At 69.2% G+C, this 13115-nt stretch carries 15 protein-coding genes and 1 pseudogene; 9 read left to right on the plus strand and 7 right to left on the minus strand.

Annotated features, from left to right (window positions below; translation table 11 throughout):
* Positions 1–154 precede the first annotated feature (154 nt).
* Positions 155–310 carry a hypothetical protein gene (locus tag ACIBG7_RS42660; protein WP_397339992.1) on the plus strand — a complete coding sequence of 52 codons (156 nt, stop codon included), beginning with the start codon at positions 155–157 and terminating at the stop codon, positions 308–310.
* Between the two features lie 1844 nt (positions 311–2154).
* The gene (locus ACIBG7_RS42665; RefSeq protein WP_397339993.1) at positions 2155–2352 is read left to right on the plus strand and encodes a hypothetical protein; all 198 of its coding nucleotides are present in this window, start codon (positions 2155–2157) and stop codon (positions 2350–2352) included.
* A gap of 116 nt (positions 2353–2468) precedes the next feature.
* On the opposite strand, the gene ACIBG7_RS42670 is transcribed toward ACIBG7_RS42665, so the two are convergent.
* Positions 2469–2618, minus strand: a complete 150-nt coding sequence (locus tag ACIBG7_RS42670) for a universal stress protein (protein ID WP_397339994.1) — start codon at positions 2616–2618, stop codon at positions 2469–2471.
* Complete coding sequence (locus tag ACIBG7_RS42675; RefSeq protein ID WP_397339995.1) at positions 2575–3123, minus strand: hypothetical protein; 549 nt, start codon at positions 3121–3123, stop codon at positions 2575–2577. The genes ACIBG7_RS42670 and ACIBG7_RS42675 overlap by 44 nt, the downstream gene beginning before the upstream one ends.
* Positions 3124–3191: 68 nt before the next feature.
* On the opposite strand from ACIBG7_RS42675, the gene ACIBG7_RS42680 reads away from it, so the two are divergent.
* The 5 genes and pseudogenes from ACIBG7_RS42680 to ACIBG7_RS42700 all read left to right on the plus strand — a co-directional run bounded on the left by ACIBG7_RS42680 (position 3192) and on the right by ACIBG7_RS42700 (position 7145).
* Positions 3192–3989 carry an AraC family transcriptional regulator gene (locus tag ACIBG7_RS42680; protein WP_357935322.1) on the plus strand — a complete coding sequence of 266 codons (798 nt, stop codon included), beginning with the start codon at positions 3192–3194 and terminating at the stop codon, positions 3987–3989.
* A gap of 10 nt (positions 3990–3999) precedes the next feature.
* A complete protein-coding gene (locus ACIBG7_RS42685) occupies positions 4000–4665 on the plus strand; it encodes a cysteine hydrolase family protein (protein ID WP_397339996.1) in 666 nt (221 codons plus the stop codon).
* A 697-nt stretch (positions 4666–5362) separates the two neighbouring features.
* Positions 5363–5830: pseudogene (locus tag ACIBG7_RS42690) on the plus strand (ATP-binding cassette domain-containing protein); the annotation flags it as partial.
* A 217-nt stretch (positions 5831–6047) separates the two neighbouring features.
* On the plus strand, positions 6048–6179 hold the full coding sequence (locus tag ACIBG7_RS42695; protein WP_397339997.1) for a hypothetical protein: 132 nt from the start codon (positions 6048–6050) through the stop codon (positions 6177–6179).
* Positions 6180–6290: 111 nt separating this feature from the next.
* A complete protein-coding gene (locus ACIBG7_RS42700) occupies positions 6291–7145 on the plus strand; it encodes a formylglycine-generating enzyme family protein (protein ID WP_397339998.1) in 855 nt (284 codons plus the stop codon).
* A gap of 253 nt (positions 7146–7398) precedes the next feature.
* On the opposite strand, the gene ACIBG7_RS42705 is transcribed toward ACIBG7_RS42700, so the two are convergent.
* Positions 7399–7803 (minus strand): peptidase inhibitor family I36 protein, encoded by a 405-nt coding sequence (locus ACIBG7_RS42705; RefSeq protein WP_357935314.1) that lies wholly within the window; start codon positions 7801–7803, stop codon positions 7399–7401.
* Positions 7804–8237: 434 nt separating this feature from the next.
* Positions 8238–8717, minus strand: a complete 480-nt coding sequence (locus tag ACIBG7_RS42710; RefSeq protein WP_397339999.1) for an RrF2 family transcriptional regulator — start codon at positions 8715–8717, stop codon at positions 8238–8240.
* A gap of 85 nt (positions 8718–8802) precedes the next feature.
* Here ACIBG7_RS42710 and ACIBG7_RS42715 point away from each other — a divergent pair, with 85 nt between their 5' ends.
* Complete coding sequence (locus ACIBG7_RS42715; protein ID WP_397340000.1) at positions 8803–9993, plus strand: CynX/NimT family MFS transporter; 1191 nt, start codon at positions 8803–8805, stop codon at positions 9991–9993.
* A gap of 61 nt (positions 9994–10054) precedes the next feature.
* Here ACIBG7_RS42715 and ACIBG7_RS42720 read toward each other — a convergent pair whose 3' ends face one another.
* From ACIBG7_RS42720 to ACIBG7_RS42730, 3 genes are all read right to left on the minus strand, one after another.
* On the minus strand, positions 10055–10999 hold the full coding sequence (locus ACIBG7_RS42720; RefSeq protein ID WP_397340001.1) for a hypothetical protein: 945 nt from the start codon (positions 10997–10999) through the stop codon (positions 10055–10057).
* Positions 11000–11519: 520 nt separating this feature from the next.
* Positions 11520–12062 (minus strand): type ISP restriction/modification enzyme, encoded by a 543-nt coding sequence (locus ACIBG7_RS42725; protein WP_397340043.1) that lies wholly within the window; start codon positions 12060–12062, stop codon positions 11520–11522.
* A gap of 34 nt (positions 12063–12096) precedes the next feature.
* Positions 12097–12468: a type ISP restriction/modification enzyme gene (locus ACIBG7_RS42730; protein WP_397340002.1), complete on the minus strand. Its 372-nt coding sequence runs from the start codon at positions 12466–12468 to the stop codon at positions 12097–12099.
* A gap of 135 nt (positions 12469–12603) precedes the next feature.
* Here ACIBG7_RS42730 and ACIBG7_RS42735 point away from each other — a divergent pair, with 135 nt between their 5' ends.
* Positions 12604–13065 carry a hypothetical protein gene (locus ACIBG7_RS42735; protein ID WP_397340003.1) on the plus strand — a complete coding sequence of 154 codons (462 nt, stop codon included), beginning with the start codon at positions 12604–12606 and terminating at the stop codon, positions 13063–13065.
* Positions 13066–13115 lie beyond the last annotated feature (50 nt).

The following is a 13115-nucleotide window of genomic DNA, read 5'->3' on the forward strand; positions in this document are numbered from 1 at the left end:
GGAAGCCCGCCGCTTTCGGCATCCCCGAGCGCTCACCGTGCCCGAGCATGCCTACGAAGGGCGGAAGGCGATGCCGGAAGACGCTCTGGAGTGGAACGACTCGTCACCGAGACCCGGACCGCGAAAGACGGGGCCCATCCGCAAAGGGAGATCTATGAGATTGAACGGCGGGCTCGCCGCCCTCTTTCCCTCTGCTTCTCCCCGTCCGAACGGTGACGTCTTCGTGCTGCCCGGCCTCATGGCTTACGGCATCCGGATCATGCCCGGCATGCTGCTGCTCGGCACCCTGTTTCGCACTGACGCGCGGTGAGCGCGACCCGGTGCTGCGCATCCTGACGCTCCTCCTCGGCTTCGGGTGAGCAGGGCATCATGACACCGCTTGGCTTCTAACGCTCGGGCGCTCTTTGATGGGGTGATCGTCGGGTCGATCACTACGGCCGGTCACGGGTGGGAGTTGTGCTGCCGAAGGCCGGGGCGGGGTGGCGGGTCGGGGGTGTGCTTGGGAGGCGGTATGGGTGATCGTGCTGGCCGCCCCCAGCGTCGCGCCGGGGGCATCGTCCGAAGGGACATCCGATGGACACCCATACCCCCTACACCCGGCCTTGCCTGACCCGAGCCGTTCCTTCATCCCGCCTGCCGGTCGGCCGCCCGCGGAGCAGTCCCCGATCTGACGCCGGGCCTGGTGATTGATGAGATCCCAGGGCTTGTTCAGGTAGTCCTGGCGAACGTTGCGGTATTGCAGATCGTAGGCGTACCGGCGGGCCGGTCGTCACCCGCGGCGACGACCCGCCTGCCTCCTCGGCGTCACCGCGGTCCACGAGGGGCGGCGTGTATAAGGGGCGGGCGCTATCTATTTCTTGAATGCACAAATGGCGAAAATCCGATATGAGCTCGGATTGGCAGCGGTGGCGAAACCTGCTCCCCAGCCGACGGGCGACGCACTGGGGCCGGAATCGAGGATACGGGAGCCGAAGCCGAAGCTGAGGGTCTGCACCCCGCCGCCGAGCACTACCTTTCCGCGCGGACACGGGACCACATGGCCCGTGAAGGAACTCGGTGGAGCAGTGAATTCCTCGGAGACAACTTCGTAGCCGGAGATTCCGGGGTCTCCCTTGTCGCCCTTGGGTCCGCGAGGCCCTGGCTTGCAATGACGGCAGTGCCTCTTCACCCGCTTGCAGCGCTTCCCATGGCAGCTGGCGACCTCGGCCGATGCGGCCGTTTCGGCGCTCTGGGAGGTTGCGGCGCTCGCCGGGACTTGAAGGGCGACTGCGCCGGCGAAGGCGGTCGCGAGTCCGATCCCGAGGGCGAACGCGCGAAGTCCGGCCGTATTCTTCATGCGAATTCCTTTCGTCGTGATGCCGAGCCGGAGATACCCTTGACGTCGGTCGGCTTACATCTGGCCGCTTTAAGGAAAGAGCAAAAGATCTTGGCGTCGTATTTCACACTATTTGGCGGCTGAATGTGCTTTTATTGCACCATCAGCACATACGTTGCTGCCTGCCGTACCCTCAAAAGCGTAGAAAACGGATCGCCTTCTGTGGGACACCGGGCGAGCGGCGCGTTGTGACGACCTGAAGCGTCAGCGCAGAACACGGGGAGGTTTACTTGTTCATCGCCGGAAATCTGATTGCGGGCCGGCGGGACGCGGAGGTCTACAGGTTCTGCAACGACGGCAGGAACACAACCCTCTGAGCCGGCCCCGACGTCCAGGCTGTCACCGGGCGAGCGCCCGAGGACAAGGCGGTCCTCGACGTGGCGCCGGGGGTGATCCGTGGTGGATCTGACCGCGCTGACCGGCGGCGCCATCGTCGTCTCGAGCCCGCCGGGACGCCGCGGCTCCGAGGCTGACGAGGCCGGCGACGTCGGCGAGGAAGCGGCGTTGGGCGACCTCATCCCGCTGGGCGTGCTCCCGGTCGAACTGCCGCCCAGGGCACCTCTCCCCGGCGCGCACTGCCGCTGCAGGCGAGCGGCTGCTGGCGAGCCTCGCCGAGCCCCGCAGCAGGCCTACATCCAGGACGTGTCTCGGTGGCTGTGGTGGGTGCAGCCCATGGTCTGCTCATCGCCGACGTCGACTTGCTGGAGGCCGACCTGTACGCCGCGGCGATGCGGCGCGCCGACTGAGCCAGTGCCACCCGAGCGCGCCGGTTGTCGGCGGTGCGCAGCTGGTACGGCTACCTGGTGCGCGCCGAGGCGGCGCAGCGCAACCCGTTCGACGGGATGGAGCTGCCCAAGGTCCGCTCGAAGGTCGCCCGGCATCTGACCGGCGGCCAGTTGCAGGCGATGCTCAGCCACGCGCCGGCGTTCGACGACGCCTGCACCGCGATCCGGCGCGGCACCCCGACCGGCGCATGACCGCAGCTCGGGCGAACGCCGACCAGCGCACGACCGCTGACGAGGATGAGCATCTGGCCCGGAGCAGCTGAAAACCAGCAAAGGCCATGCTCGTACGCCAGGAGGTGCTCAACGGCTCACTGCACAACCATGACCGGACAGGGGGCACAGCGCATGAGCGTTTCCGCAGCGCGGCCGAGTTCCGGAGGCCATCCGCCGCATCCGATCAGCACAAGGTCGGCATCATGCTCGGCAGCGGCATGGAGCAGCTCCGTCGCCGCCCGCACGCTCTGAAGTCCGCAGCCGGGCGACCCCCGCGGCCGTCACCCCGGCGCCCGCCAGCAGCAGCGCCCCGCCCGCGGCAACCACGCTCGGCGCGTGGGCGATCCAGTACGAGCCAACCAGGGTGGCGGTGACCTCGACGGGGTCCTGTCGGCCGTCATGGTCGACGAACGAAAGCCGGGTGCGCGGGGTGGGTGCAGGGACCCAGGGCGCACCGCCAGAACGGTGGGCGCGTAGCGCGTCCAGCCGGGCCCGGCGCTCATCCTCTGTGGCCGCCTTGATCTGGGCGCGGGTCATGCCGAAGCAGTGCCGTACGGTGCCGCCCTTGGCCGTACGCGTCTCGTGGCAGGAGACCCGGGTGAAGGTCTGCGTCTCCAGACCCGGCGCCCCGGTTCCGACGGCGGTCACCCCTCCTCCGGCGAGCAGCAGCAGCGCCCCTGCCCCGAGCCACAAGATCCCCGCGACCATCCCGGACCTTCCGGCCCCCTGCGCCCCCTCCATCAGGGTCACTCTGCGTCTCCCTTCAACGTGCCGTCCCCATCGTCGGGCTCGGGGCGACGTCGGGTACAAAGGCAGCCATGGAGAACGTCGTCGAGCACCGCTACGGCCCGGAGGACATGCGGCTGGTGCGAGCGTCCTTCCATACGCATCACTTCGTTCCTCATGCGCACAGCGAGTACGCCATCGCGGCGATCGAGCGTGGGGTGGAGGCCGTCCGCTACCGCGGCGCAACCGAGCACGCACCCGCGGGAAGCCTGCTGCTTCTCGACGCCGACACCATCCACGCCGGCCGTCCCGGCATCGCCGAGGGCTGGGACTACCGGGTCTTCTACCTGCCACCGGCACTGCTGTCGGAACTCGCCGGGCACCGGCCCACCTTTCCCGTACCGACTCCACACGACCCTAACCTGGCCGCTCGCCTGATCCGGCTGCACCGCCGCCCGGACCAGAACAGCCTGGCCGCGCAGGAAGAATTCGAAGCGCTGGCCACCGAGATCCTCACCCGCTACGCACGCCGCGCGATCACGGCGACGCCACCGATGACCGTCAGGAAGGTACAGCGGTACCTGGCCGCAGACCTTCAGCACACCCCGACCCTGGACGAGCTCGCGAATGTGGCGGGTCTCCCCCGGTTCCAGCTGCTGCGCGCCTTCCGCCGCGAAACCGGCGTCACTCCGCACGGCTACCTGCTCCAGCTACGACTGCGCTGCGCCCAGCAGCTCCTGACCGCCGGCTACGCCGTCACCCGCGCCGCCGCCGACAGCGGCTTTTACGACCAGGCGCATCTGCACCGCCACTTCCGCCGCACGTTCGCGGCCACCCCGGGGCGGTTCGCGCGCAACGACGTACAAGACCGGTACGGCTCGCCCCCCTAACGTCTCCGGCGTGAACGAGTACACCAGCCCCGAGTTCTCCAGCAGCGCTCTGCTCACCATCGACCTGCAACGCGACTTCGTCGCCGACATCGCCGGCACCAGCGAGGTGCTGCCCACGGTTCGGCGCTTGACGCACGCGTTTCGCCAGGCGGGGCGGCCCATCGTGCATATCGTGCGCTTGTACCTGCCCGACGGCAGCAACGCGGACCTGTGCCGACGAACCCTGCGAGACAAGGTCAATCCGCACTCGCCAGGCTCCCAGCTCGCCGACGGACTGGCGCCCGAAGGGAAGCTCGATCCTGAGCTGCTTCTGGCGGGACACGCGCAGGAGATCGGCCCGGACGAGCACATCCTGTACAAGCCCCGCTGGAGCGCCTTCTTCCGCACCCGACTGCTGGAACACCTCGCCGAACGGGCGGTGAGCACGGTGGTCGTCGCCGGCTGCAACTACCCGAACTGCCCGCGTTCCACGCTCGTCGACGCCACCGAACGTGATCTACGCACCGTCGCGGTGCGCGACGCGCTGTCCGGCTGGACCGCCGACGCGGATCGCGAGCTGCCCGGCATGGGCATCGCCTGCCTGGACACGAACGAGATCATCCCGGCGCTCCGGTCGCACGCGGCTTCCTCGATCGACGGGCTTGCTGCCGACCACCGGGACAGGTGCGCTTCATAGCGAGGGGGAACGAGGTCAGCCCGCGGCTGCCCCCGCGCCACCTTGTTGGATGAGGTGCTGGGCGAGGTGTCTCTGACTTCATCCCGCATCCCGCCTTCGCGGTCGTCCCGTCCCGGGTGGGGGCAGGATCTGGCGAAGCGGCGCACCCGGCTTGAGATGCCCTGGCGGCCATCTGACCGGGCAAACCGCTGAAAGAGCGCATCGAAGTCGGGCGAGACAACGGATGCTGCTGAAGCATGCCGCCACCCCGGGGATCAAGCCAACCCCCTGGTGGGGCCCGCGCCGATGAGGTTGTTAGCGCCGCCCGGCGGGGCCGCGTCGAGGACGACGGTGGTGCTTGCCCGGTAGGGGCCGGCCGCCGCCGCTGATGACGTACGGCGCACCGGACGTTCTGTTGTCGTGGACCGTGATCACTGGGCTGGCGGCGACGTGGCGGGTGCAGCGCGGTCTGCTGTGGCAGGAACCCTAGGTGCAAGCGCCACCGATCACCGCAAACTGGGTCCACCGCAGCCTCGGCCAACTGAGCAAGTAGGCGGGCGAGGGCGTCGCCATCTCGGCGGGTGATGCGGCACGGGCGCATCGTCAAGCAGGGAACGGTCGCCTCCGTGTTCGCCCGGCCCGCCCGCGACTAACACCAGGACGCTGCTCGCCTCCACGCTCGAGGGCGCGCCGCTCCGCCACCCTTTCGGAGCCGGCCATGAGTGACCAGGTGCTCGCCGTCCAGGACGTCTGCGTCGACTACCCCCAGCGGGGCTTCGGCAAGCCGCCCTTCCGCGCCCTCACCGGCGCGAGCCTGGACATCGCCCCCGGCGAGTGCTTCGGCCTGGTCGGAGAGTCCGGCTCGGGCAAGATCACCCTGGGACGCGCCATCCTCGGGCTGGTCAGGCCGACGTCGGGACGCATCCTCTTCCACGGCCGGGAGATCGGCCACCTGAGCAAGAGCGCCCGGCGCGCGCTGAGCTCGCAGATCCAGGTGGTGTTCCAGGATCCCTACACCTCGCTCAACCCCGCGATGACGGTCGAGAGCACCCTCGGAGAGCCGCTGCTCGCGGCCGGCCGCAAACCGGCGGAGGTACGCGGCCGCATCACCCGGCTCCTCGACGACGTCGGCCTGCCCACCGGCTCCGGCGGCCGGCTGCCGCGTGAGTTCAGCGGCGGCCAGCGGCAGCGGGTCGCCCGCGCCCTGGCCCTGGATCCGGCCCTGATCGTGTGCGACGAACCGGTCAGCGCGCTCGACCTGTCCACCCAGGCGACGATCCTCGACCTCCTCGTCCGGGTCCAGGAGACGAGCGGCGTGGCCTACCTGTTCGTCACCCACGACCTGTCCGTGGTACGCCACGTGAGTCACCGGGTCGCGGTCATGCGCAAGGGAGCGATCATCGGTGCGCCGGATCACGGACAACCCCAGCCATCCCTACACGCGGCAGCTTCTGCTGTCCGCTCCGGTGCCGGATCCGGTACGGCAGGCCCAGCGCCGGTCGGAGCGCGCCAGGCTCCTCAGCGAGGCGCCGTGACGACGACACCCGGCTGCTGCTCCCCCGCCCGCGACACCCCGCCCGTGCCGGTGCCCGCTCCACACCTGCGGCGTTCCGGCGTCCGCCACGAGCTGGTGACTTCAGTTCCCGATGGGCAGCGACGACCAGGAGGGCTCCCCCAGCGACGGCGAAGGCCAGGTGCGTGCGGTACGGCTGAGCGCCTTCCAGATCGACCGGTACGCGGTCAGCAACCGGCAGTTCGCCGAGTTCGTGGCGGACACCGGTTACCTCACCCAGGCCGAGACCTTCGGCTGGTCCTACGTCTTCGCTCCTTTGCTGCGCCCGGAGCTGCGCCGAGGCGTGCCCCGGCCGTCCTCCGCGCCGTGGTGGTGCGGCGTGACAGGCGCCTCCTGGCGGTCACCGGAAGGGCCGGGCAGCGACGTGCGAGACCGCGACGACCACCCCGCCGTCCACGTCTCCTGGCATGACGCCGTCGCCTACTGCACCTGGGCAGGCGGGCGGCTGCCCACCGAGGCGGAGTGGGAGTATGCGGCGCGTGGCGGGCTGGAACGAGCACGCTACCCGTGGGGCGAGCAGCTGACCCTCGGCGGCGAGCACCGGTGCACCATCTGGCAGGGCCGGTTCCCCATCTGGAACACCGGTGAAGACGGATTCTTGAGCACCGCACCCGTGCACGCTTTCCCGCCCAGCGGGTACGGGCTGCACAACATGGCCGGCAACGTGTGGGAATGGTGCAGCGACTGGTGGACCGCCGAGCATGACATCACCTTCGTGCCAACCGACCCCGCAGGTCCGGCCGGCGGTGACGCACGGGTCACCCGCGGCGGGTCCTACCTGTGCCACCGCAGCTACTGCAACCGCTACCGCGTCGCGCACCCGAAACACGCCGGATTCCTCCAGCGGCAACACCGGCTTCCGCTTCGCGCGCACGCCACCGGCGCACGGCCGCTGACAAGGTGGGCGGTGAGCCGCGGTAGCACCTGACGGCTGGCCCACCTCGGCCGCCGGGCCAGAGCCCTCGAGTCAGGCCCTCGACCGTGCGCAGCGCGCTGCACCCCAGTCGTATGCCATCGCCCCGCCTCTGCAGGTACTTCAGTGCGCCTTCCGCGGCTGCTACAGGCATCCCAGTGAGACCGTCTCTCTGGCCTGATGGGGCAAGCTGGCCGTCCGTTACGAGGCCAGCTTGCTCAGTGGGTGTCCTCGGCGACCGGCTATGCCCCGGTCGCCGGGTCGTCCGTCAGCCGTCGCAGGGGGCGGTCCACGGGGAGACCCAGACGGCGGAGATGACCTCGACGGGGCCGCCGCCCGGGACGACGATGTTCTTCTTCTCGCCCTGGTGGATGCACTGGACCCCGCGGTGGACCTCGCCGCCGGCCCTGTAGTCGTAGGTGAGCTTGATGTGGTCCCAGCCGCCCGGCGATCCGTTGTTGAAGATCGAACGGACGCCGCTGTGGCGGCCGAGGTTGCCCTCGGACTCCCTGGCGGGCGATCCTCCGCCGTTGGTGTTGTAGTAGGTGCAGACGTTCTTGTAACCGCAGTCACTCCATGCGGACGCCTTGGCCGCGGCCGGCAGGGAGGTGGAGAGGAGGGCGACGGCCGCTGCGGCGACGGCGACTGAGGTGGAGACCAGCATTCGCTTCATACGACCGCACGCTAGGCCGGGGCGCTTTGGATCCGCTTTTCAAAGCCTTTCGGCCAAGCCGCTTGGCGTCGCCGTACACCGAACGTCCGGTCGTGGCGGTCACCAGCCGGCTGGAGTTCGCGATGAAGGGGCCGGACACTCGGCTCCGCTCCGTGCGCGGAGTGGAGGACGTTTCTCGGGCGGAGTTTCAGGGCCAAGGGGCGGGTGTGCGACCCGCCCCACTACCCCGTTCACTGCTGGATGTGGCGCAGCTCGCGGGCCGCCCGGACGGCAGGCCGCTGCGGCGCGCACCCTCGATGCCGCCCTCCCGCCCCACACCGCCTCGCCCGGGGCCGGCTCGGCCAGCACACGTGATCCTGGCGAACCTATGCTGCCGCACGAAATCACCCGACGAAACGCCATGAACCTGTCGCGCCGCAGCGCCGGATCCCTGATCAGCGTGCGGTGGCAAGCCACCGGCTGACCGCGGCCATCGCCGTCCCCTCACTGTCCGCGTCGATGCGAGCGGCGAGGTCGGCGATCGTGACCTGGCGTAGGGCGTCCGCCCAGGCCTCCTCGGCCGCGGCCATGGCGCGGGCGATCGCGCACGGTCGCTCGCATCGCTCGGCCGGAAGGGCGAGGGGGCCTCGCTGCCGGATCTCGGTGCACCGGTAGGCGGGCTCCTCACCGTCGATGGCCCGCACCACCTCCAGCGCCGAGATCTGGGCGGCGGGCCGGGTCAGCTCATACCCGCCTACCTGTCCGGCCGTGGAGTGCACGATGCCGGCGCGCGAGAGCGCCTGCAGGTGCTTGGCCAGGTACGCGGGAGGGGTGCCGTGCAGTTCGGCGAGCCGGGCCGCAGGAACGGGCTCGCGGCTCTGGCTGAGGGTGACGCAGCTGTGCAGCGCCCACTCCACCCCGTTAGACAGCTTCATGGCCGCCAGCGTACCCAACTCGGACATCTTTTGTCCGAGCTGTGATAGAACTCGGATAGAAACTGTCCGAGATCATTGGAGTGTCATGAGGTTGATCGAGTCGCCACCCGGTAAGCAGGTGCTCGGGCTGGCAGGACTGGCGATGTTCGTGGCGGCGGCCAACCTGCGGCCGGCGATCGCCGCGGTCTCGCCCTTGGTGGACCGCATCCGCGCCGACCTGGACATGACAGCCACCGGGGTGGCTCTGCTGACGACCGTTCCCACGCTGGCCATGGGGTTGTGCGCACCTCTGGCCGCCATGGCGGGCCGCCGGTTCGGGCTCCATCGCGGGGTACTGCTCGGCCTGGTCGTCATCACCGTGGCCACCGCCGCCCGCCTTGTCGGTGGATCCACCTGGCTGCAACTGAGCTGCGCGGCGGTGGTCGGGGCCGGCATCGCCATCGCGCAGACGCTGCTGCCCGCTGTCGTCAAGAGCCGCTTCGCCGACCGGGCGGGCCTGGCCACCGGCGTCTACACGGCAGGGCTCGGCGCGGGCGGCGCCGTCGCGGCCGGCGTCAGCGCGCCGCTGGCCGACTTCCTGGGCTCCTGGCCCGGGGCACTGGCTTCCTGGTCGGTGCTCGCGTTGGCCGGAGTGGCGGCGTGGACGGCGTCCCGGCGCTCCCTGGCCCTGGACCGGGCGGCCGCCCCCGCCGGCCCGCTCACCACGGGGCTGCCCTGGCGCAGTGGGGTGGCCTGGCGAGTGACCGCGCTGTCGGCGGCCAACTCCGCCCTCTACTACTGCGAGCTGGCCTGGGTCGTGCCCCTGCTCCAGGAGAGCGGGCTCGGCACCGGGGCCGGAATGCTGCTCACCGCGATGATCTGCATCCAGGTGGTCGCGATGCTCGCCGTACCGGCCCTGCTAGGCGAACGGCGCGACCTGCGCGTGGGGCTGACCCTGACGGCGGCGCTGACGGCGCTCGGCTTCACCGGCCTGGCCCTCGCGCCCGCCACGGCGACGTGGCTGTGGATCCTCGCCTTGGGCGTCGGGCACGGCGGCCTGTTCACCCTGGTTCTGACCGTGCCGGTAGCGGTCAGCCGCGACTCCGCCGAGGCGGGCAGGATCAGCGCGATGGCCTTCTTCGTCGGGTACGGCTGCGCCGCGCTGGTTCCCATGCTGGTGGGCATCCTGCGCGACGCCATGGCCGATTTCCGCCTCGCCTTCCTGCTCCTGGCCGCGGCGGCCGCCCTGACCATCGTGCCCATCACGCGGCTCCGAAGAGGGGTGGCGCATTCATGACCGCCCGGGCTGGCGGGAGGCCGAGGTGAGCCGCCCTCGGGCTGCTCGCGTTCGACGGCGATCAGCGGTGTAGCGCCAGAACTTCTCCCCGAAGGACGGCACGCAGCCGTTCGTACGTCGGAGCCAATCGGCGCAGGCCGACCGCGAGCGCCACGTCGTCGCCCGACACGAGCGGCCCCTGCAGGCCGCCGACGATACGGGCCTGCTCCGCGGCGACGGCCGCGCCCGCGTCGAGGCCGAGGTGCGACAGGCAGGCCGCCAGGTCGTTGAGGCGGCGAGCGCCCACCCGCACCGCGAACGCCTGCCACAGCATCCTGATCTCCGGATCCAGCCCTTCCTCCACCAGTTCGGCCGTGCGCTCGGCGGCCTCGGCCTGCCCGAGCGTGCCGGGCGGGACCTCCACATCCGCCCGGCCGGCCAGCCAGGCCAGCCCGGCCGGCAGGGAGCGCCGCAACGCCTCCTCCGAGCTGACCTGCTCGCGCCGGGTGAACCCGTACCGCATCCGGAACGGCCGCTCCAGATAAGAGATCAACTCCCCGCGCCACGCCTCGCCAAAGATGCCGACCGGCAGCGTGGCGTACGGGTAACCCTGCGGATCATGCACGAGCACGGTGTCGTCGCCCACTTCCAGCACCACCACGTAGTGGTCGGCACCCACCGCCTTGCCCGACCCCGGCTGGTACGACAGCAACCCAAGCTCAAGAGGCCCGGCCAGCACCGGACCGTCCTGGCACGCCCGGCGCAGCCGGTCCAGCGCCACCGCCACCGTCCCGCCATCGACGCGCTCGCACTCCCACCCGAGCAGACCGATCGCCGCATCGAGCCCGATCTCCGGGTCCCAGCCGAACGCGTCGAACAACGGCAGACGCCCGCCGATCAGCTGCAACCCGTACGGAGAGCCCGTCAGGACCTCGATCACAGCCGGAGACGGCGCCTCACCACCGAGGATCATCGCAAGAGAGTTGGCGTAGCAGTACGGCCCGGAGCCGACATAGGTGACAGACATGCCTCGCACCGTGCCGCCTGCCACGGTGTCAGGGTCAAGCCCGACTGCGTCTGCCTCGAAGTCCTCGTTTCGAGCGCCACTGCTTTTGGAGCTCCTACGCGCGCGTCATTCAGGCGACTTGAGGCTGGTCGGCCTCGCAGACCGGCAGGCGCTTCAGCGTGTCGGCGATCTCCAGGATTCGCCTGTGGCAGCGGCGGAGACGACCGCCGCGCCGCTGCTGGGCGACGAGCACGGGAAGGCGTCGTGCAACACCTTCACGATTAGCTGGCGCCGAAGACGAGTCGGCTGGAGGCAGTGAAGTCCTCGTCCCGCTGGAAGCGCGGCGGAACGAAGCCGTTCGCTATGTAGAAAGCGGGAGCCTGAGGGCGAGAGCCCTCACGATCATGGGGTGTTCAGGGTTTGTACAGGCGAGCACGGGTGGAGCACGGAACGCCTAGAACTATGTTCTTTCACAGCTTTTTCGCAGGTCAGCGCCGTGATAAAGGCGCGCCCTGCTGGATTCAAACCTGCGACCGTCGGACTAGAAGCAAGATCTATCGATAGTCGGACGTACCCGCTGATGCCGCTCTGTACGACAACGCATCGTTTGCGTGTCCGCCAGTGACCAAAGCTGACGCCCCATGTTCCGGACGTCCGAGCCGGAACGAGCACGGAATCGGATTCGTTTACAACAGGGTTGGAGCTTCTGGGGTTCCGCGGCGGGCGGTTTACGAGCGCTCGCGGACACCGGCAAGACGCCCGCTCTCTCGAGGCCGGCCTTGACGATGAGCGGGCGGTGACAAATTTCTCCAGAATAATCAGCCTGGGCGAGTTGCAGTTCCACACACAGGGTGAGCAGATGAAGAAGCTGCAAGAGCGCTGTGGTGAACTCAGCCGACCACTCTTCGCTGTGAACGTTGTCGAGGGCCGAGGACCTGCGGCCTGCCGGGTTCTTCTTGCGATAGCCAAACCACTTCTTGACAATCTTCATCCCGCAAACCTCGTACGTCCACACCTCAGAACGGACAGGTAAGATGCGGCCTGCGCGGATGTGCAAGGTCGCCGTCTCAGGGATGTAGGAGATGTCATCGGCATCTCCTCAGGCGTTCCGGGGATAGCTATTCGTGACTTGGCAGGTGGGACAAGTCCGGCTTGGGGGGGCCTGCAGGACGGCCCTGGGCCAGGTCGACGAAGCGCTCACCGTCGGTGTGCAGCCAAATGACGCGCTTACCTAGACGTACGGCCCGCTGCCAGAGCTCCGGGTCGGCCGTGAGCGGCACGCGTACGCCTGGGGCTCGGAGCTCTTGAGCGAAACGAGCCGTATAGCCACCGTGAGCGGCTACTGCCGCCACATACGCCCATACGTCGGGCGCAGTAACGGATAGGCCAAGACGCAGAGAGAGCACACGCGTCAGGCCTGGGGAAAGGTCGGCGAACCGGCAGCGCGATCGCGGTACAGCGGAAGTACCCTGCGGGTGCCGAAAAACCATCCGTGCAGGTCACAGGCTCGATGGGTGCTCATACCCTTCAAATCGAGGGGTCACGTGAGCCGCACCGGAACGGCATGATGATCTCTCGCGCTGCTGCGCCTGGCCCACCTAGCCGTCACGAACACCTTCTCGTTCATGCGGCTCCTGCCGATGGCCGATCGTGGCAAGGAGATCGAGATCCTGGCGCTCCGGCATCAGCTGACGGTCCTGCAGCGGCAGGTGCCCAAACCCGTGTTCACTCCGGAGGACCGGTTCCTGCTTTCAGGCCTGCTCCACCATTTGCCGATGGACAAGCTGGTGCTGCTGGTCCACCCGGACACCCTCATGCGCTGGCATCGCGACCTCCTCAGGCGCCGACACTCGGCAGCCAGCGCACCTCGGCGGTCAGGGCGCCCGCGTACCGTCCGAGCCATCCGCGCCCTGGTGCTGCGGCTCGCACAGGAGAACCCCTCCTGGGGCTATCGGCGCATCGAGCGGGGTCGTCGTCGTGGCGAGCGCGTACGCGATGCCTCAGGCGAGCTCACCCGTGCCGATCAGGACGAGTGTGGTCTTGGACAAACGGTGAGGCTCCTGGAACGTCATTGTTCTGGGAAATGAATTCCGGCCCAGCTTCGCCAGGCCGGAAAACATTGTGGTGATCCACACGA

Origin of the sequence: Nonomuraea sp. NPDC050328 (assembly GCF_044459405.1) — a bacterium.
Taxonomy (GTDB): Bacteria; Actinomycetota; Actinomycetes; order Streptosporangiales; family Streptosporangiaceae; genus Nonomuraea.